General features: G+C 38.2%; 17 protein-coding genes and 1 tRNA gene. 8 read left to right on the top strand and 10 right to left on the bottom strand.

What is annotated here, in order from left to right; translation table 11 throughout:
• The first annotated feature begins 2 nt into the window (after window positions 1–2).
• From AACP56_RS04730 to AACP56_RS04720, 3 genes are all read left to right on the top strand, one after another.
• Window positions 3–1190 carry a DUF4249 domain-containing protein gene (locus tag AACP56_RS04730; protein WP_339336334.1) on the top strand — a complete coding sequence of 396 codons (1188 nt, stop codon included), beginning with the start codon at window positions 3–5 and terminating at the stop codon, window positions 1188–1190.
• 9 nt (window positions 1191–1199) lie between these two features.
• A complete protein-coding gene (locus AACP56_RS04725) occupies window positions 1200–2981 on the top strand; it encodes a hypothetical protein (RefSeq protein WP_339336332.1) in 1782 nt (593 codons plus the stop codon).
• 334 nt (window positions 2982–3315) lie between these two features.
• Entirely contained in the window at window positions 3316–4533 is a 1218-nt protein-coding gene (locus AACP56_RS04720; RefSeq protein WP_339336330.1) for a site-specific integrase, read from the top strand.
• Between the two features lie 115 nt (window positions 4534–4648).
• Here the strand turns inward: AACP56_RS04720 and AACP56_RS04715 are convergent, their stop codons facing one another.
• From AACP56_RS04715 to AACP56_RS04670, 10 genes are all read right to left on the bottom strand, one after another.
• Window positions 4649–5104: a DUF6730 family protein gene (locus AACP56_RS04715; protein ID WP_339336328.1), complete on the bottom strand. Its 456-nt coding sequence runs from the start codon at window positions 5102–5104 to the stop codon at window positions 4649–4651.
• A gap of 10 nt (window positions 5105–5114) precedes the next feature.
• Complete coding sequence (locus tag AACP56_RS04710; RefSeq protein ID WP_339336326.1) at window positions 5115–5975, bottom strand: relaxase/mobilization nuclease domain-containing protein; 861 nt, start codon at window positions 5973–5975, stop codon at window positions 5115–5117.
• A 5-nt stretch (window positions 5976–5980) separates the two neighbouring features.
• The gene (gene mbpA, locus AACP56_RS04705) at window positions 5981–6277 is read right to left on the bottom strand and encodes a mobilization protein MbpA (protein ID WP_297786050.1); all 297 of its coding nucleotides are present in this window, start codon (window positions 6275–6277) and stop codon (window positions 5981–5983) included.
• 45 nt (window positions 6278–6322) lie between these two features.
• Window positions 6323–7225, bottom strand: coding sequence for a toprim domain-containing protein (locus AACP56_RS04700; protein ID WP_339336324.1), 903 nt, complete (start codon window positions 7223–7225; stop codon window positions 6323–6325).
• A gap of 205 nt (window positions 7226–7430) precedes the next feature.
• A complete protein-coding gene (locus AACP56_RS04695; RefSeq protein WP_339336322.1) occupies window positions 7431–8636 on the bottom strand; it encodes a primase-helicase family protein in 1206 nt (401 codons plus the stop codon).
• Window positions 8637–8709: 73 nt separating this feature from the next.
• Entirely contained in the window at window positions 8710–8979 is a 270-nt protein-coding gene (locus AACP56_RS04690; RefSeq protein WP_339336320.1) for a helix-turn-helix domain-containing protein, read from the bottom strand.
• Between the two features lie 497 nt (window positions 8980–9476).
• A complete protein-coding gene (locus AACP56_RS04685; RefSeq protein ID WP_339336318.1) occupies window positions 9477–11507 on the bottom strand; it encodes a zinc-dependent metalloprotease in 2031 nt (676 codons plus the stop codon).
• Window positions 11504–11890 (bottom strand): hypothetical protein, encoded by a 387-nt coding sequence (locus AACP56_RS04680; RefSeq protein ID WP_339336316.1) that lies wholly within the window; start codon window positions 11888–11890, stop codon window positions 11504–11506. Before AACP56_RS04680 ends, AACP56_RS04685 begins: the two co-directional genes overlap by 4 nt.
• A 368-nt stretch (window positions 11891–12258) precedes the next feature.
• Window positions 12259–12335 (bottom strand) — tRNA-Ala (locus tag AACP56_RS04675).
• A gap of 56 nt (window positions 12336–12391) precedes the next feature.
• Window positions 12392–13189: a universal stress protein gene (locus tag AACP56_RS04670; RefSeq protein ID WP_339336314.1), complete on the bottom strand. Its 798-nt coding sequence runs from the start codon at window positions 13187–13189 to the stop codon at window positions 12392–12394.
• Between the two features lie 53 nt (window positions 13190–13242).
• Between AACP56_RS04670 and AACP56_RS04665 the strand changes: the two genes are divergently transcribed.
• The 5 genes from AACP56_RS04665 (at window position 13243) to AACP56_RS04645 (ending at window position 17375) form a co-directional block, all read left to right on the top strand.
• Window positions 13243–13743, top strand: coding sequence for a GNAT family N-acetyltransferase (locus AACP56_RS04665; RefSeq protein WP_339336312.1), 501 nt, complete (start codon window positions 13243–13245; stop codon window positions 13741–13743).
• A gap of 12 nt (window positions 13744–13755) precedes the next feature.
• A complete protein-coding gene (locus AACP56_RS04660; RefSeq protein WP_339336310.1) occupies window positions 13756–15090 on the top strand; it encodes an MATE family efflux transporter in 1335 nt (444 codons plus the stop codon).
• Between the two features lie 27 nt (window positions 15091–15117).
• Window positions 15118–15885 (top strand): enoyl-CoA hydratase/isomerase family protein, encoded by a 768-nt coding sequence (locus AACP56_RS04655; protein ID WP_339336308.1) that lies wholly within the window; start codon window positions 15118–15120, stop codon window positions 15883–15885.
• Window positions 15886–15897: 12 nt separating this feature from the next.
• The gene (locus AACP56_RS04650; RefSeq protein WP_339336306.1) at window positions 15898–16374 is read left to right on the top strand and encodes a DUF4199 domain-containing protein; all 477 of its coding nucleotides are present in this window, start codon (window positions 15898–15900) and stop codon (window positions 16372–16374) included.
• A 215-nt stretch (window positions 16375–16589) separates the two neighbouring features.
• Window positions 16590–17375, top strand: a complete 786-nt coding sequence (locus AACP56_RS04645; RefSeq protein ID WP_339336304.1) for a UDP-2,3-diacylglucosamine diphosphatase — start codon at window positions 16590–16592, stop codon at window positions 17373–17375.
• Window positions 17376–17407 lie beyond the last annotated feature (32 nt).

Genomic DNA, 17407 nt, shown 5'->3' with positions numbered 1-17407 from the left:
AAATGAGAAAGGTTTTGCTTAGATATCTTAAAAAAGGTTCATCCATGGTTTTAGTACTTTTATTTACCATCAACTGTACTGAACCTTTTGAATTTGAGGCGGAAGAATTTGAAAATATTTTAGTAATTGACGCAAGTATAACCGACGAAATTAAAACGCAAGAAATACTTTTATCACGTACATTTTTATCAGGAGAAGAAGAGGTTCAAGAAAGTGGTGCTAATGTAAGTGTAGTTGATGATACGGGAGTTGTATATCAATTTCAGGAACTACAGGCAGGCATATATGTGTCAAGTATAGATTTTGGTGCGGTTAGTGGTCGCGAGTATAAATTAAATGTACAGACCCGTGATGGAGTATCCTATTCTTCTGCTTCAGTATCGCTTCCGCCCGTTGCTGAAATTGAGCAGCTGGAAGCAGTAAGGACTACTAATGAGTTGGGGATTGATGGTGTAGCCATATTGGTTAATGCCATAAGTCAAGGTCAGGAGGCCGGATTTTATAGATACGAATATGAAGAGACCTATAGAATTGTTTCTTTGTTCAAAACATTTGAACAATTAGTAGTGGTTTCAGAAGACCCTCCAATGCTTGAACTTGTCGTTAAGGACAGAGATGAGTTCTTTTGCTACGACACGTTGGGTTCTAACGTTATCTCCATAACAGACACACAGAGTTTTTCGCAAAATAGGGTCAGCGATTTCCAAGTGAGGTTCATCGCTAAAGATGATCCAATAATTTCCAGTAGGTACAGTATTTTGGTAAAACAATTTACCCAATCAAGGGAGGCCAATGCTTTTTATAACACTTTACAGGAATTTTCTACAATAGAGAGCATATTTACTCAAACACAGCCTGGGTTTATAGAAGGGAACATCCGTCCTGATAATAATCCTGAAGAAAAAGTGTTGGGCTATTTTGAAGCTACTTCGGTCACTTCTAAAAGGCTTTTCTTTAGTTTTAACGATATTTTTACCCAAGATGACCCACTGCGTCGTCCCTGTGGAGATGAAAGAAGGGTTAGTAGGTTCGATTCAGAGCTTTTTACATTAATAACATCGGGCAAATGGAGATTTTTATCTACGGACCCTTTGGACGAAAGCCAGACAATCTACTTACTTGTAAAGACAAATTGTGTGGATTGTACCTTGTTTGGCACCAATATTAAACCTGATTTCTGGTTAGATTAATTCTTAAATATGTTAAAAAATAGTGTAGCCATATTGTTAGTTTCTCTAGTAGTCAATTATACCTATGGACAATCTGTAGCGGAAAGTAGAGATTCAAATATGTATTCTTACATAGGAAAAGAAGGTGTTTTTATACATTACAACGCTCCGCTGCTTTTCGTTGGCGAGTATTTATATTACAGTGTATATTGTTTAAATAAGAGAACCGGTACAACCAGTAATATCAGTAAGATAGCATATGTAGAGCTGATAGGCGAGGACAAATCGGTTGTTTTTAGACAAAAGATTGCTTTAGAGGATGGTAGTGGTCAGGGAGATTTTTTTATTCCTGTATCTGTTCCATCAGGAAATTATAAGCTTGTAGGATATACACAATGGATGCTTAATTGGGGTGAAAAGTATTTTTTTCAAGACGACATCAGTATTCTAAATCCATATACAAATTCTCAAAAACCTTTTCTTTCCGATTTTGAAACGGATAGCACGGCAACTAATATTGAATCGATAAATTTTAAAGGAGAAAGTGGGAGGGAATTGGTGTCAACTGGAAATAAAAACAAACTTGAACTGTCCTTAGTGAAGGACACATTGTCAAAAAGGGAAAAGGCCACTATGCTTCTTAGAAGCAGAGATGGTGAGTCGTCACTCGGCAGTTTTTCAATTTCTGTCAGAAAATATGATAGTTTGCACAATTTTGAAAGAACCACCTCTCTATCTTTTAAAAAAACACTTACTCTAGCCCATGCTGGGTTATCTTCTACTAATATGGTTTTACCAGAAATGAGGGGAAATTTGTTTTCCGGTACCATCTACACTGATAACCCAATATTGAAACTAAATAATCAAAAGGTTTTATTTTCATTACCGGGAGAAGAATACCTATTAAAAGTATTGAATACAAATGAAAAAGGTAATTTCAGTTTCTCTTTGAACAAGGAGTATACAAGTGATACAGCTTTGTTTCAAATATTGGGAAATGAACGGGAAAATTATACCATAGAGCTAAATGAGGAAGTCCGTCCAGATTATAGCTTTTTTACATTTGAGAAGTTCAAATTAAATCCTAAAATGAAAAAAATGATTTTAGAGCGAAGCGTTCATAATCAAATTGAAAATGCATATTTCAGTGCTAAACCAGATACAATTGGAACAGCAAAAAAGGAAATTCCATTTTACGGAAAAGATGTGATTGTATATAATCTGGATGACTATACAAGATTTTCAACGTTTAAGGAAACCTTGGTAGAAATAATAGGTGAAATTGGAATATTTAAGGATAAAACCGGAAAGTCTGCCTTGTTTTTAAAATCAAGAAATTTTACCCCAAATAAAATTGGGTATCTCCCTCTTGTAATAGTTGATGGACAAATACTTCAAGATTTTGAAAAGCTCATTCAGTATGACGCAAGAAAAATAAAAAGCATAAGCATAAAGAAAGATTTGTATATAATTGGAGGACACATTTTTCAGGGCATAATTGATGTGAAAACATTAGAAAGCAATTATCAAATCGTAAATGCCCCTTACCTGAAAAAAGTTACAATGTTAAAGCCTTTAGAGAGGAAGAAATATTTTAAACAAGTATATGTGCCTGAAAATGAGCCTGGGCTAAAAAAAATACCAGATTATAGGCACCAATTGCTTTGGATGCCAAAAGTTAAACTTGATAATATTAAAGAATCTATTGACTTTTTTGCTTCTGATGTGCCAGGTAACTATGAAATATCTTTAGAAGGATTCACATTTTCTGGGAATCCCGTTTCAATAAAAAAGATATTTTTAGTGGAATAAGATTAGTGCACTCTTCTTATTTTACCTTCTTAAGCGTATGTTTAATCCTTTGACATAGTATATCTTCAAGAAATTTGTCATGATAAATATCACTAAAAACAATAGTATTAAAAGTTCTAAAGCACTGTAAAAACAGTGCTTTAGTGGAGAATACCGGAGTCGAACCGGTGACCTCTTGCCTGCCAGCAAGAGGATTACCATATCAAATCAACACAAATAAATTCATAATAATTTGTTTATCAATATGTTAATTAATTTTGCATTCATTTAAATTCAGATAAAATCAGCTATTTGCGTGCAAATTGCGTGCAAATTTTTTTTACCTTTGATTAGGATGAATACCAATATAAAACTTTCTTTAGATACGCGTAGGAAGAAAAAAGATGCCTCCTATCCGATTATTTTACGATTAACTCATTTTCGAAAAACAACTTCCATAAGCTTAGGTCAATCTATAAAAAAGGAATTTTGGGATAATAAAAACGAGAAAGTTAAAAGAGCATTCAAAGGCACTTCATCAGTTAGTAAACTAAATAATCAACTCTTAAAAGAAAAGACCAGAGCGGTCGACATAATTAATGAGCTGAACGAAAAGGACGAGCTTAACTTTTTATCCATTTTGCAGCTTAAGAAGAAGATTGTAAAAACCGCATCATTGGATTCATTTTTTAAGTTTAGCGAGGATATTGTCGATGAGTTAAAAGCAGCTGAACGTTATGGTAATGCAAACACATACTACGCGGTAATTAAGGTGTTGGAGAAATTCGCTGATGGAAATGATATCAAATTCAACGAAATCAATTATGATTTTCTCAAAAGATTTGAGAACTGGCACTTTTCCAAAGGCAATTCTGTTAACAGCCTATCGACGTATATGAGAACAATCAAAGCGGTCTTTAACAAGGCCATTAAGTCTGATGTTGTTTCTAGAGATGCTTATCCTTTTACACATTATAAGATTAAAACTACTCCTACAGAAAAAAGAGCGCTTGACATTAAAAGCATCAAATCAATTATGCTTTTAAAACTGGAAGAAACGGATAGTCTGTTTCACTATAGAAATTACTTCCTTGCCTCTTATATGCTTTATGGTATTTCCTTTATGGACTTGGCTTTTTTAAGGGTTCAAAATATCATTGACAACCGAATTAAATTCCAAAGAAAAAAAACATCAAAGCCGTATGATATTAACATCACGCCTCAGTTAAAGGAAATCCTCTCGTTTTATCTTAAGGACAAAGAGAGGTCTGAGTTTATATTTCCAATAATTAAAAGAGCCACATTTGAACTTCAATATAAAGACGTCTTATGGGCACGAAAGAGATATAATAAAGGACTTAAAGAAATTGCAAAAAAATGCAAGATAGAACAGCGGTTGACTTCATATGTATCTCGTCATAGTTTTGCAACCCAAGCTATGCTGCAAGACGTTCCCTTACAAGCTATTTCTTCAATGCTTGGCCATAATCGACTATCAACTACTCAAATATATCTGAAGTCCCTGCCCAATAATATACTAGACAATTATAATCAGAAGTTGGTTAAACTGTAGCCTTAACCTTTCCTAGTCCCAAATCCTTACTCACAACTTCAGCGCATGGATCCTAGCCTATTTTTGTAGCGAATCGGTAAGATAAGCGTATAGCAAAATAGGCTAGGGCGCTGTCCTACTTTTTGCCATTTTCCACTAGCCATTCTTGATAGAGTTCCTTTGCCTGTGTACTCTCGTCAAGGAATGTCCCGTAATGTTTGATGGCACCTTCCTGACCTTTTAAATAAGCAGCCTCTTCTTTCTTGGCTATCCTTGATACCTGATAGATGGAAAATCCAAGGACCAACAGGACACAGGTCAACAATCCCCATGATAGTTTTATGGCCCAACTGGGCAACAGAATGGATTTCTCCACTTTGCCAAGGATTCTTTCCATCAATCTTTGCTGTTCCTCAATATTGTTTTTTTGGTTGTTGCCGTACTCCTTTAGAAGAGCATTTAACTCGCTGGTATCTGGCCTTAATGGAAGGCCTTTCAAATCTTCATGTACCTTTTCCAATCGACCGATGCTCTTCTCAAATCCGTTGATCTCCTCGGTCAACAGTTCCGCTATTTCATCCAGTTTTGCCATGTTGTTGTGTTTAGATTCCTATTCCCGTATCCCTGACCACCTTGATGGCCAATTTGATGGTCTTCTTTATGATGGTCTGGGTCAGACTTGTTGGGACATTCACGGTCTTCCCCAAAAGCTGCATGCTCTTGTCCTTGGCGATTCGTTGTGCCATGTTCCTTTCAAAGTTCATTTGACGGGCGATCCTGCCCATGGACATCGAACGGTGCACTTCGCTTCCCTTGAGGTTCTTTCCCTTATGCTCAAAACGGAAGCCCTGCAGTTGGTTCTGCCTGTTGATGCTCGGGATGACCTTTACATTGTTCTGCTCCATGGATTTGATATACTGGTCAAAATCCCTTGGCCGGTCCCTCGCCATGACCTTTTCATGGATCTTTTGTATTTCCGATCGGACATGTTGCATCCGGTACAGTTTTTCCTGCTGTACTTCCCGTACCGTGGTCAGGTCCATTTGTTTGGCCACCCGCTCGGCCACTTGCTGGCTCCGCTTTCCGATGAAACTGTCATTGTAGGCCTTGCCCTGAAAGTTTATCCGGTTGGCATACAGATGGACATGTACATGTTCCCTGTCCCTATGGACAAAGGCGACGGCCTGGTGCTGCTTGAGGTTCATTTCTTTAAGGAACCGTTCGGTCATTTCCTTGAGCCGTTCGTTTTCCAGTTTCCTGCCGTCCTCGATGGTGGGACTGAGCACAAAGCTGAGCGTGTTCTTCCGGCACAGCTCGTTCTGCTCTTGGATGACCTTGAACTCCTCGGTGATCTCCCGTGGGGTCTCCCCTGCCAGATGTTGGCTATGGATGATCTCCGATCCTTTCTCCTGGTTCATCCCGTAGCTCATGGAGGCCGATGTGTGCGATATGGATTTGCCCATGCCTATCATTTCCTGAAATTTAAAAGGTGTTGTCGTATCTCTTTGGCCAGTTGGGCCGTTTCCTCGGCCAATCTGGGGTTCCGCTTCCGGAACATGTTGGTGATCAGCCTAAAATTTCGTTGGTATTTCACCAACAACTTATAGGCCTCTATCTGTTCGTCCGTCATGCGCTCCACGATACGGTCATCGAAGGCGGCACGGCGGCAGTATTCACTGATGGAAAGACCGCTCTTTCGGGCCTTGACCTTCAGCAGTTTCTTCTCGTAGACCGAGCACCGGAACTGGACGAACTCTTTCTTCATTTTCCCATCAACTTTTGCGACCTTCGGGAGCAAAAGCAAGATTTGTCATGACAATGACACATCTTGAATTCGTTGCCGAACTTCATCCTTCGCGCTTTTTACCTTCCATTCATTGATATCCTTGAATCCCTCATAGAGAAAGGACATATCCCTGCTGTTCGGGCACTTTTCCAATAAAAGTTCCGTCATCCCCAGTCCCGTTTTGTCCCTATCAAGAAATAGCATTACTTCTTTATAATCCCCTATTTCAATGATCATCCGTTTTACAAAGGCCGTGGTGTTCAATACCAAAAGGTCATTGCTGTTCTCAATTTCTGGTATCAGCTCCATTAGGGTGAGCATATCGAACATGCCTTCGGTAATGGCCAAATTTTTGGAATCGTTCTTGATCATTGAAACATCCTTTGGCGATGTGGACCCTTTCCAATAGCTGTTTCGCAGTTCCCAGCCTCCCGACCTGTTTTGGAGTCCGATGGCAAAGTATGACCGACCACTGATTTTATAATGGATTTCCTTGCACAGCTTTCTGGCTGTTGTGATCGAGATCTTTCTGGAGCTCAGATAGTTTTGCAGGGCCCGGTGTTCGATTTCCTTTTCCTGGATGATCTCGATCGGGTCGGCCCTGTGTTCTGTCTTGGTTGGATTCTGCCGCCGGTGAAAAGAAAAATGGTCCATGTTCCCGGACAATCTTTCCAATGCCTCCTTTACGGAACAGTTTTCCATTTTCATGATCAGGTCTATGGTACTGCCCCCCTCAAAGGTTCCGAAGTCTATCCAATAGTTCTCTTTCAACGATACCTTGAAAGAGGCTTGGGTCTCGCTCCGCAACGGGCTGAGGAACCAAGCTTCTTTTTCCGTTTTCCGGACTGGAAAGTGCCCCAAATTGGCCAGCGTGGAAACGATGTCAATGTTGCGGGCTTTTTCGCAGTCCAATCTCTTTTCTTTCATGGTTCTGTTTTTAATCGATTTTTGATGATTTGATGACAAACCTCTGGGAGACCCCGTAAATACTGGTTGTTTCCCCGTCATCATTTTGTCATCGTTTCATCGTTTTTATTTTTTTCTTCATAGTACCTGTCATCATTTTTTATTTTGATGACAGAATGATGACAAAGTGATGACAGCCTGAACCCTTATAAACACTGGGCTTAGATCAATCTGTCATCAAATCATCAAAATTTTGGACCAAAAAATTCTTTTTTATGGTAAAGTACCTTCCCTTCGCGTCCTCGGTGTTGATATCGCCGGTATTCCAGATGGTAATCTTTTGGTACTTGTTGGAATTGGGCTGGTTGTCCAGCTTCCAATCATTTTTCAGCAACCGCCTCAATTGGGTAAGGTCGGTCTTGACCCGTGTGCGGTTGAGCATGTGCAGGGCATCGATGGGACAAAGGTCCACAGAGTCCATCTCGAACTTTTCCATGGCACTGAGCAATAGACTGGCCAGTTCCTTCTCCACCCGGTTCCGATTATTGTTCACCAGTTTCTTTAGGGCAGGGGTATAAACCTGTTTGGGCGTGAACCACATTCGTGTTCTTTGCTTGGTGCTGTATTCCCTTTTTGAAAGGAAATGCAAAAAAGCGGGAACTTCCTGGGCCAGTTGGTCCAAGAAATCGGTGTCCTCTTTCTTCAGGGAAGGTATCTTTCTCACCCAGAACCGGGTCTCATGGGCATCGATCTTGATAAAACTGTCCTCGTTGTTGCTACAAAGGATGAACTTGCCGAAAAACTCCACTTCCCGTTTGTCCTTTCCCTTGGCCTCCAGTTTGTTGCGGTTGGTCGTGCTCAGGTATTTGATGCGCTCCGTGAGCTCCTCCTTATTGAACAGTACCTCGTCCACGCAAATCAGCAGTTTGTTGGCCCAGTCCGCATTGAACTGGCTTGCAAAGCTGTCATTGGTCAGGTAGGTCAGGTTGTTCCCAAAGATTTCCTTGAGCCATTTGAGGAAGGTGCTTTTCCCGGTGTTCCTTTCGGCGGATACCAGACAGAGGATGGGGAGCACCTGCACCGGTCTTTGGTAAAGGAGTTTCAGATAGTCCAGTCCCAGTTCCAGCTGGTTTCCGAAGATATGCTTCAAAAAGGCCCGTGTCCTTTTGATGGTTCCCTCTTTGGGTTCATGTGCCAAAGGGGAATAGGTATTGTAGAAACCATGGTGTTCCTTTTTAAAATCCATATGGCACGGAATACAGGCGAAACCGTCATATTTGGGCACCTTGCCCAGATAGTCCTTGCCATGGTCCTGTTTTATGATGTGCTCGTTCCAAGGGACCAGCTGCTCGTTGAAATGTCCTGATATGGTCGGAATCCTGACCAGCTTGTAAAAAGTGGTCCCGACCCTTATGTATGGTACTGTTTCCATATTGGTGCTTTTTGAAATTTTGTGATTACTTCCACTTTTGGCGAATCCACAAATAATTTAAAGATGAATCCGACTAGGGATTCGAATCCCCGATCGTTTCGCATTCCGGCAATGGCTTACGTTGGTTCTGCAGCAGCCAACGGACTATCTTTTCCCTTTCGAAGAAGATCAGTTTCCCATTGGGCTTGGAGTGCGGGATATGCCCCGCAGCGGTAAGCTTGTACAGATAGCTTCTTGATATACCAGTGTAGTCACAGGCCTCATCAAAGGTCAGCACCTCTTTGTTGGCTATCATAAGCCGTTCCAAACGGTCGAGCCGTTCAAGTATCAAAAAATTGTCCATTTTGTTTCTTTTAGGAGATTTGAAATGAACAAAAGCGCTTTTGTTTTCTTTTGAAGAATTCTTTGGATAAAGATAAAAAGAAGGCGGAACGAAAGTATGATGGAATAGATAGTTTTATTCACATATATCTGATAAACAGTTTTTTATATCAAAGCAGTTCAGATTAAATAGCATTGATGAACCCTTAGATTTATTTGGTTTTATTTGATACCAAATGAACCTATTCTCTATATGGCCAAATAGATGGTTTAGTGGAAGAAAACGGGGTTATCAACAATTAAGACCAGGGGAATTTGAAAACTGGTGCTTTAGAAGAGGTAGATTTTTGTGTTTGAATGTTTCAAGTTTTAATGCCTCTGGCATGAAGCCAAACATTTTTTGGGAAAAAACTGCTCTAAAAATCGTTCTTTTTACAAAACTTGAAATAAATTCCTTTCTAAATTAAAATAAAGAAAGCCCAGAATTAATCTGGGCTTTTGAAAGCAATTTGTAACAACCTATTCGATTATTATTTGATGAGTATCCTCAACTTCCCTAGCGATAATTTTAAGGAAATAGTTGCCTTTTTTGAATTTGAAAACTTCCATACTTGACTCCGCATTCAAGTCATCGTAATCGTATTCTTCTACCAAAATTCCACTGAGGTCATAAAGTTCAGCCCTAAAGGGTTCTTTTTGTTTGGTTGATGCTGAATTGTCGCCACTCCTTTTAAAGTACAATCGGGTACTGGTCGGATTGGGATAGACCATAGTTGACCCGGAGCTTCTAAAGCCCTGACTGCAATCTATGTATTCAACTTCCCAGCCTGTCCATGGACCCGTTCCGCAGGCATTGGTACTCCTTACCTGAAACTCATAAAATCCCTGTGGTGGAATATAATTTATAGTTCCCGTATTGAATTGTCCCGTGGTAGATGTGTAGACTACATTTAGATTTGGATACCTTCTTAGCCTATATTGATATGTTGCCCCTGAAATATTCGGATAAATTTGGTACATATTGCCATAATGACTAGTACAAAGATATTCCTCGCCGTCGGCGCTATTGGTAAACGAAACATTGTCTATTGGAGCTTCCGTCACATTTACGTTTTTTGTAATTATAATGTTTGAGCAAGAAACCTCTACATCCGCAGTAATGGTTGCAAAACCAGAAAAACTTCCGATTCTTGCGAAAGTTGTTGTAGGATCGCCTTGTGTAAAACTTAATGAATTTGAAGGGGAAACGGACCAAGTTACCGTGCCATTCTGTGGGAAGTTATTAATTTCAAAAAATCCTGAAGGGCAAAAATTCGTTGGTCCATTGATTGAATAGTTACCCTCAAAATCATTCAGACAATCGGAATTAGCATTTATGTAGTTAGTAATTTGATTTGTCGAAAATGGAGAGAATACAATTCTTGCAATATTGGTTCCTTGGCACATTACCGTTCGTTGGTTATCGTTTCCCGCGCAAAAGGAAGTAGGTTCACCTAATGGCGGATGGGTGCCTCCTAAGTTATGACCTAATTCGTGAGCCACAGTATATGAATTATTTAGGTTTACGTCTACAGTATAATTATTTGCATAATCATCTTGGCATACGTTTCCAATATCATTTGCACGGCCTAAAAGACCTCCTAAATTCTTCCCTGTGAACATTTGTATAACATCGAAATTTCTATTGCTAAAAGAATTTTGCCAAGCCGTTTCAATTTCAGCGTTTATTTGAGCGAAATTTGTACTGGTATAAGGATCGTTCGAAGATGTCCAGACGTTTTGGAAAACAACAACCAAATCCAAATCAAAAGTTGTTTCATACACACCTTGTATGTTGTTGAATTCGCCTAAAATTCGAGTCATTGCATTCCCTCCATGCTCTAAAAAGTATTCATAATCAGCATCTGTTGCCACTTCTAGTATCTCGCAAGTAGTCGGAACTGATGACTTGAGGCCATTGGGGGCTTTAGAATACATAGGAGGGACATCCTTTCCTTTTTTATCCTCAGTAAAGCAAATACCATTATCACTATATACACTATCGCTACGATAAATAATAACTTGGTCGTCTGGTATAGATGGATTGTCTAGAACATATTTCAATTGGTCGATAATATATGAGCCATTTTTATCATCAATTAGGCCATAAATAAAATTCTCTTTCACTGTTAAACGGACGAATCCACCCTCGGTTAAATTGCCCCTGTAAGTATAGGTTTCTTCCAAATCATACACTTTCTCATTAATACCATGCTCAGAGATTACCGAACTTTTGTAGTTACTACCACGTATATCCTTTTTGTACAATGAAAAGTAGAATGACTTACCGCTTGGAAGTGCAATGCTCATGTCCTTTTCATTGCTTTCTTTAGTTAGGAAAGTGTTGAATTGTTTTAAGTTCATTTCTATCAGATCGTACTCCGACAGCATTTCACTCAGTTGCTTTTTTTGATTTTCGTCAACGGCAAAACCATCATATCGAAAGTCCTGACCAATTGACAATTGTACGGCGATTAAAACAATAAAAATTGATAGAGTAATTTTTTTCATGGGGTATCTATTCGGGTTAATAAAAATATTTGTGCACAGATGTTCTCTGTATCAAATGTTTCGTATAGGTCACCGCTAAAGACTACCTCAAGCCCATTACTTTTGTATGAATCGGGAAGGTTGCATGCAAAAAGTCTATCGACGTTTCTTCCTTCTACCATGGGGCCACCAGTTAATGCAAATATTTCGGGACAACCATCGTCGTTAACTATCATCCCCCTAACGTCGGTGAAAGTTGCGATGACTGACCTATCTACAAGAGCTTGTTGTTCTTGTTCTGAACATTCGGGCAATGTGTTGTTTAAATCATCGCTACTGCAAGAGAACATAAAAACAAATAATAATAGCAAAAGAACAATGGTATTTTTCATAATTGATTTCATGAGCTTATAGTTTTAAATATATGTGAAAAAATTAAAATATAGTCTTTTTCTTACTTTAATTCAAGGTTAATACTAATATCAAGATGAGATAATTTAAAATGGTTGCTTCACCTGAAGATTGTAAAACAGTCATATTTATTAACTAAAAATGCTTTTTTGGAACTTAGATTCCTAAAGCTAATAAGAAGTAAAAGAATGTAATAGATGTGATACTTTTTCAAAATACACTGCAAGGAGTGAAAAAACATCAAAACGGACCAGTTTGTATCAAAAAATAATGAGGTTAAATTAAAACCCAGTTTGCGTGCAAAACGCGTGCAAATAAAAAAAGCTTCAAAAGTCAAAAACTCTTGAAGCCTTATATTTACTGGTGGAGAATACCGGATTCGAACCGGTGACCTCTTGCCTGCCAGGCAAGCGCTCTAGCCAGCTGAGCTAATCCCCCATTGCCGACAAAGGAAATACATTTTAAATTGGAATCAAAATTGGAACTTCTTTTACTTAATCTTTTTTTACGCTAAGTACCAAAACAGGCACTGGAGCATAAAACTCTGATTTAAGTACTGTACTTTTTTCCCAAAGTTTCTTAAAAAAACCGCGCTTTTTTCTAAAAACACAAAGCAAGTCTGGCTGTTTCGTTTGAAAATGCTCCAAAACGCCTAAATAAGTGGTTGCGTTTTGAGTGATTGTCAAGTTTTTACTAATATCTAAAAGGGCAGTATTTACTTTTAAATCTTCTTCCGAATATCCAGGCGTTTTAACCAATAGCAAATTAACCTCAGACTGGTGCTTGTTCATTATACTAACCAACGGATGTATAATTTTGCTTCGCTTTAGAATACCGGATTTAAAAGCTGTTAGAATACTTTTTATAGGTTTGTAGGCAGTTCCTTTTGGCACTACAAGTGTTGGGATGTTCGTTTGCTTTATAATCCTTCCAGAGGTGTTTCCCAAATAGTACTCTTCATTAATATCATTACTTCTAGGAGCAATAATAATTAAGTCTATTCCAAGTTCTTTTTTTATTTCAAAAAGGCCATCAAGAATATCTCCATTGTAAGAAGCTATCTTTACGTCAAGTCCTTTTGTATCTATTTTAGCTACTATTTCTTTAATATTCTCCCTACTGCTTTCCGCCACCTTTTGTTGAACATTTCCAAGACTTCCCGTTCCTGAAGTAACGGTGAAAACATCCATTATATAAATATTTGCTCCAAAATCAGCAGCAAAGTCTACTGCGTATTGTAATGTTTCATTTGAATCTGGAGATGTGCCTAAAGGAACCAATATATTATTCATGGTCAGGTTATTAAGATTATACTATAAATTTACAACTTAATCCAAGTCATTTGATGATACGACGTGCAAAGATATCCGATTTAGACGATATCCTATCCATCACTAAGGTTTGTGCTGCATTTATGGTTGCCAATGGAATTTACCAGTGGAATGAACATTATCCTTCCAAAAAAGCCTTTTTAAATGATATAGAACGTAAGGAACTTTATGTACTGACTCATAAAAATAAGGTTATAGGTACCATAGTTATTTCTACACATATGGATGATGAATACCTACCTGTAAAATGGCTCACCAAAAATGGGAACAACAGTTACATTCATAGGTTGGCTGTACACCCAGATTTTCAAGGTAAGGGCTATGCTAGACAATTAATGGATTTTGCTGAAAGCTACTCAACACAAAAAAACTTTGCCTCTGTTAGGTTAGATACATTTTCCCAAAACAAACGAAATCAAAAATTCTATGAAGCTCGGGGATATCAAAAACTAGGGGATATCTTTTTCCCAAAACAAAGTGAATATCCTTTTCACTGTTACGAATTGGTGCTGTAACTTGCGGCCAATTTGAAGACCTCAGTTAACTTAAAGACCATTAACAATCTTGCGATTCCTGCAACTATTTCTGGAATTGCAGAACCTATCCTTTCCATAACAGACACCGCGATAGTGGGCAATATCCCAATTGATGGATTAGAGTCTTTGGCAGCAGCAGGTATCGTCGGCTCTTTTCTATCAATGTTAATTTGGGTTTTAGGACAGACTAGGAGCGCTATTTCGGCAATTATATCACAGTATTTAGGCGCAGGTAGAATAAATGAAGTTTCTGACTTACCTGCTCAGGCTATCTTTTTTAATATTCTTTTGAGTCTAATAATTCTATTTTCTACCATTTTTATTGTTGAGGATATCTTTAAGCTTTTTGAGGCATCCGGTAAGATTCTGGAATACTGTGTTTCCTATTATTCCATTCGTGTATGGGGTTTTCCATTGACTCTGTTCACTTTTGCAGTTTTTGGTATCTTTCGCGGACTCCAAAACACGTATTATCCTATGCTTATTGCCATTATTGGCGCTGCCCTGAACATTGTTCTTGATTTTATTTTTGTTTACGGAATAGAAGGTTTTATCCCCGCTATGTACCTAGAAGGTGCTGCTTGGGCAAGTTTAATCTCCCAAGGTGTCATGGCAATTCTGGTATTTTTCTTACTTAAGGCAAAAACAGATATTAGTTTAAAACTTCGTTTTCCACTGAACAAAGAGCTAAAAAAACTCGTTTTTATGAGTTTGAATTTATTTATTCGTGCATTAGCACTAAATGCTGCATTGATTATTGCCGTTCGTGAAGCCACTGCCCTAGGGGATCGCTATATAGGTGCTCACACCATAGCTATTAACCTATGGTTGTTTTCCGCATTTTTTATAGATGGCTATGGTGCAGCAGGAAATAGTATGGGTGGTAAATTACTGGGCGAAAAGGACTATAATGGGTTATGGAGGCTAGCCAAAAAGATTATAAAATACGGAATGGTGGTAAGCTTTGTTTTGATGGCGGTAGGATTCATTTTCTATTATCCTCTAGGCAGAATATTTTCAAATGAAGAAATTGTACTCCAAACCTTTTATGGTATCTTTTTTATGGTGATTTTAGGACTTCCCATGAATACTTTGGCCTTTGTTTTCGATGGTCTATTTAAAGGTTTGGGAGAAATGAAATATTTAAGAAACGTACTATTATCTGCTACTTTTTTAGGCTTTATCCCATCTCTATACATAGGAAGATATTTTGGGCTAGGTTTTTATGCCATTTGGATTGCCTTTGTGGTATGGATGGCAATCCGTGGTGGAGCTTTGGTTTTTAAGTTTAGGCGAAAATTTCGTCCCCTCTTACAAAACCAGTAATTTTAATAAAGAATAACTAAATCAGCTATGGGTACAGATAGGCAAAATGGAAGTCTTTATACTAATATCAACAACCAAATTGCAACAGTAGAATTTGGACACCCTGCAAGTAATTCTTTTGTTTCTGAACTATTGCAGCGATTAACAAACGAAATAAATCAACTTTCAACAAATGACAAGGTTTCTATTATTGTATTAAAATCTGAAGGCGATAGAGCATTTTGTGCCGGTGCCTCGTTTGATGAATTAGTGGCCATCTCCAATTTAGAAGATGGGAAGGCCTTTTTTAGCGGTTTCGCCAATGTTATCAATGCGATGCGTAAATGTGATAAGCCCATTATTGGGCGTGTTCAAGGAAAAGCTGTTGGTGGAGGGGTTGGACTAGCTTCGGCATGTGATTATGTTTTTGCTACGGAAGCAGCATCAATTAAATTATCCGAAATTTCCATTGGTATCGCTCCTTTGGTAATTGCTCCAGTAGTAGAAAGAAAGATTGGCAAAGATGGACTTGCAGAACTGGCATTTGCCCCTACCGAATGGAAAAACGCATATTGGGCAAAAGAAAAAGGACTCTTCTCAAAAGTATTTGATTCCATTAAAGATCTTGATAAGGAACTTGAAGATTTTAGTTTAAAGCTAGCATCATACAACCCTGAAGCACTAACTATAATGAAAAAAGCGCTTTGGGAAGGTACGGAGCACTGGTCTGAACTTTTAATTGAAAGAGCAAAAAAGTCAGGTAAACTGGCATTATCCAAAGCTACCAAAGCAGCCTTAGCAAAATTTAAAAAATAGAATTTTCCAAACATGAAAAAGTTCGTAACCGAAATAAAATGGGGTATCATTTTTACTATTGCAGCCTTGTTATGGATGGTATTGGAAAAAGCTCTAGGTTGGCATGATACTCATATAGAGAAGCATGCTATCTACACCAACTTCTTTGCTATAATAGCAATTGTAATATTTGTATTTGCCATCCGTGAAAAACGAGATAAAGATTTAGGGGGTAAAATGACTTGGTTTCAAGGTGTTGCTTCTGGTATAATCGTAAGTGTAGTAGTTGCTATTTTAAGTCCACTTTCACAATACCTAACACACGAATTTATAACTCCAGATTACTTTAAAAACGCTATCGCTTATGCAGTTGAAAGTAAAGGTCTGAGTCAAAAAAATGCTGAAACATTTTTCAGCTTCAAAAGCTACCTTATTCAATCAGCATTTGGTGCTTTAGGAATGGGAACAGTTACTTCTGCAATCGTTGCATTATTCTTAAAGAAAAAATAAACGCACACAAAATCCGTTGTTATTTTGTAGTAATTAATGCGTCTTACAGTAATGTTATTACTAACAATAAAACAAAATGGATATACTTTCCGTCCTCAATAGCGATTTAGTGCTCCCAATAGTAGCCTTGCTCGTAATTGCTATTTATATATTTCAGAGAGCAAGAAATAGAAGAAGATTTAAACGTTAAGAAGCAATAGCTATCTTTGCGTTAAATGAATACCCTTACCGTACCAAAAGGCAAAAAAGTCTACTTCGCCAGCGACAATCATCTAGGTGCTCCTACAAATAAAGAGAGTTTGCCAAGAGAAAAAAAGTTTGTGGCTTGGTTAGATAGTATTAAAGATGATGCCGCAGCCATTTATTTAATGGGGGACTTGTTTGATTTCTGGTTTGAGTATAAAAAAGTTGTCCCTAAAGGATTTACACGCACACTTGGTAAATTGGCAGAGCTTTCGGATTCAGGAATAGCCATTACTTATTTTGTGGGCAATCATGACCTATGGATGAACGGTTATTTTGAGGAAGAGCTTAACATTCCTGTTTTCCATAAACCACAACAACTTAAAATTAATGACACTTCTTTTTTTATTGGTCATGGCGATGGTCTAGGTCCGGGTGATAAAGGCTTTAAGCGTATGAAGAAGGTTTTTATAAACCCTCTGAGTAAGTGGTTGTTTCGATGGTTACATCCAGATTGGGGAGTTCGTTTAGGACAGTATATGTCCGTAAGCAATAAAATGATTTCTGGTGAAGAAGATGCTGAGTTTTTAGGGGAAGACAAAGAATGGTTGGTACAATACTGCAAACGTAAATTGGAGTCAAAACATTATGACCATTTTATCTTTGGACATAGACACCTTCCACTAGAGATTAAGCTTGGCGAAAAATCGCTTTATACCAACTTAGGAGATTGGATTTCTTATTTTACCTATGCCGAATTTGATGGTGAGAAACTTGAATTGAGAAAGTACACTCCAAAAGACTCATCAATAATATAAATATATTGTAATCTTTTTCCTACAACATATTT

The organism is Croceitalea sp. MTPC6 (genome assembly GCF_036985525.1).
GTDB lineage: Bacteria > Bacteroidota > Bacteroidia > Flavobacteriales > Flavobacteriaceae > Croceitalea.
Note: the sequence above shows the minus strand (reverse complement) of the source record. Positions and strands in the feature narration are given on the sequence as shown.

Excerpts from the sequence above, each read along its gene's own strand:
- AACP56_RS04730 (WP_339336334.1), top strand. The coding sequence starts at position 3 with ATGAGAAAGGTTTTGCTTAGATATCTTAAAAAAGGTTCATCCATGGTT.
- AACP56_RS04650 (WP_339336306.1), top strand. The coding sequence starts at position 15,898 with ATGAAAAAGTTCGTAACCGAAATAAAATGGGGTATCATTTTTACTATT.
- AACP56_RS04645 (WP_339336304.1), top strand. The coding sequence starts at position 16,590 with ATGAATACCCTTACCGTACCAAAAGGCAAAAAAGTCTACTTCGCCAGC.
- AACP56_RS04710 (WP_339336326.1), bottom strand. The coding sequence starts at position 5,975 with ATGGGCAAATCCATATCGCACACATCGGCCTCCATGAGCTACGGGATG.
- AACP56_RS04690 (WP_339336320.1), bottom strand. The coding sequence starts at position 8,979 with ATGGACAATTTTTTGATACTTGAACGGCTCGACCGTTTGGAACGGCTT.
- AACP56_RS04670 (WP_339336314.1), bottom strand. The coding sequence starts at position 13,189 with ATGAATAATATATTGGTTCCTTTAGGCACATCTCCAGATTCAAATGAA.
- AACP56_RS04720 (WP_339336330.1), top strand. The coding sequence starts at position 3,316 with ATGAATACCAATATAAAACTTTCTTTAGATACGCGTAGGAAGAAAAAA.
- AACP56_RS04700 (WP_339336324.1), bottom strand. The coding sequence starts at position 7,225 with ATGAAAGAAAAGAGATTGGACTGCGAAAAAGCCCGCAACATTGACATC.
- AACP56_RS04695 (WP_339336322.1), bottom strand. The coding sequence starts at position 8,636 with ATGGAAACAGTACCATACATAAGGGTCGGGACCACTTTTTACAAGCTG.
- AACP56_RS04715 (WP_339336328.1), bottom strand. The coding sequence starts at position 5,104 with ATGGCAAAACTGGATGAAATAGCGGAACTGTTGACCGAGGAGATCAAC.
- AACP56_RS04665 (WP_339336312.1), top strand. The coding sequence starts at position 13,243 with ATGATACGACGTGCAAAGATATCCGATTTAGACGATATCCTATCCATC.
- mbpA (WP_297786050.1), bottom strand. The coding sequence starts at position 6,277 with ATGAAGAAAGAGTTCGTCCAGTTCCGGTGCTCGGTCTACGAGAAGAAA.
- AACP56_RS04680 (WP_339336316.1), bottom strand. The coding sequence starts at position 11,890 with ATGAAATCAATTATGAAAAATACCATTGTTCTTTTGCTATTATTATTT.
- AACP56_RS04725 (WP_339336332.1), top strand. The coding sequence starts at position 1,200 with ATGTTAAAAAATAGTGTAGCCATATTGTTAGTTTCTCTAGTAGTCAAT.
- AACP56_RS04655 (WP_339336308.1), top strand. The coding sequence starts at position 15,118 with ATGGGTACAGATAGGCAAAATGGAAGTCTTTATACTAATATCAACAAC.
- AACP56_RS04685 (WP_339336318.1), bottom strand. The coding sequence starts at position 11,507 with ATGAAAAAAATTACTCTATCAATTTTTATTGTTTTAATCGCCGTACAA.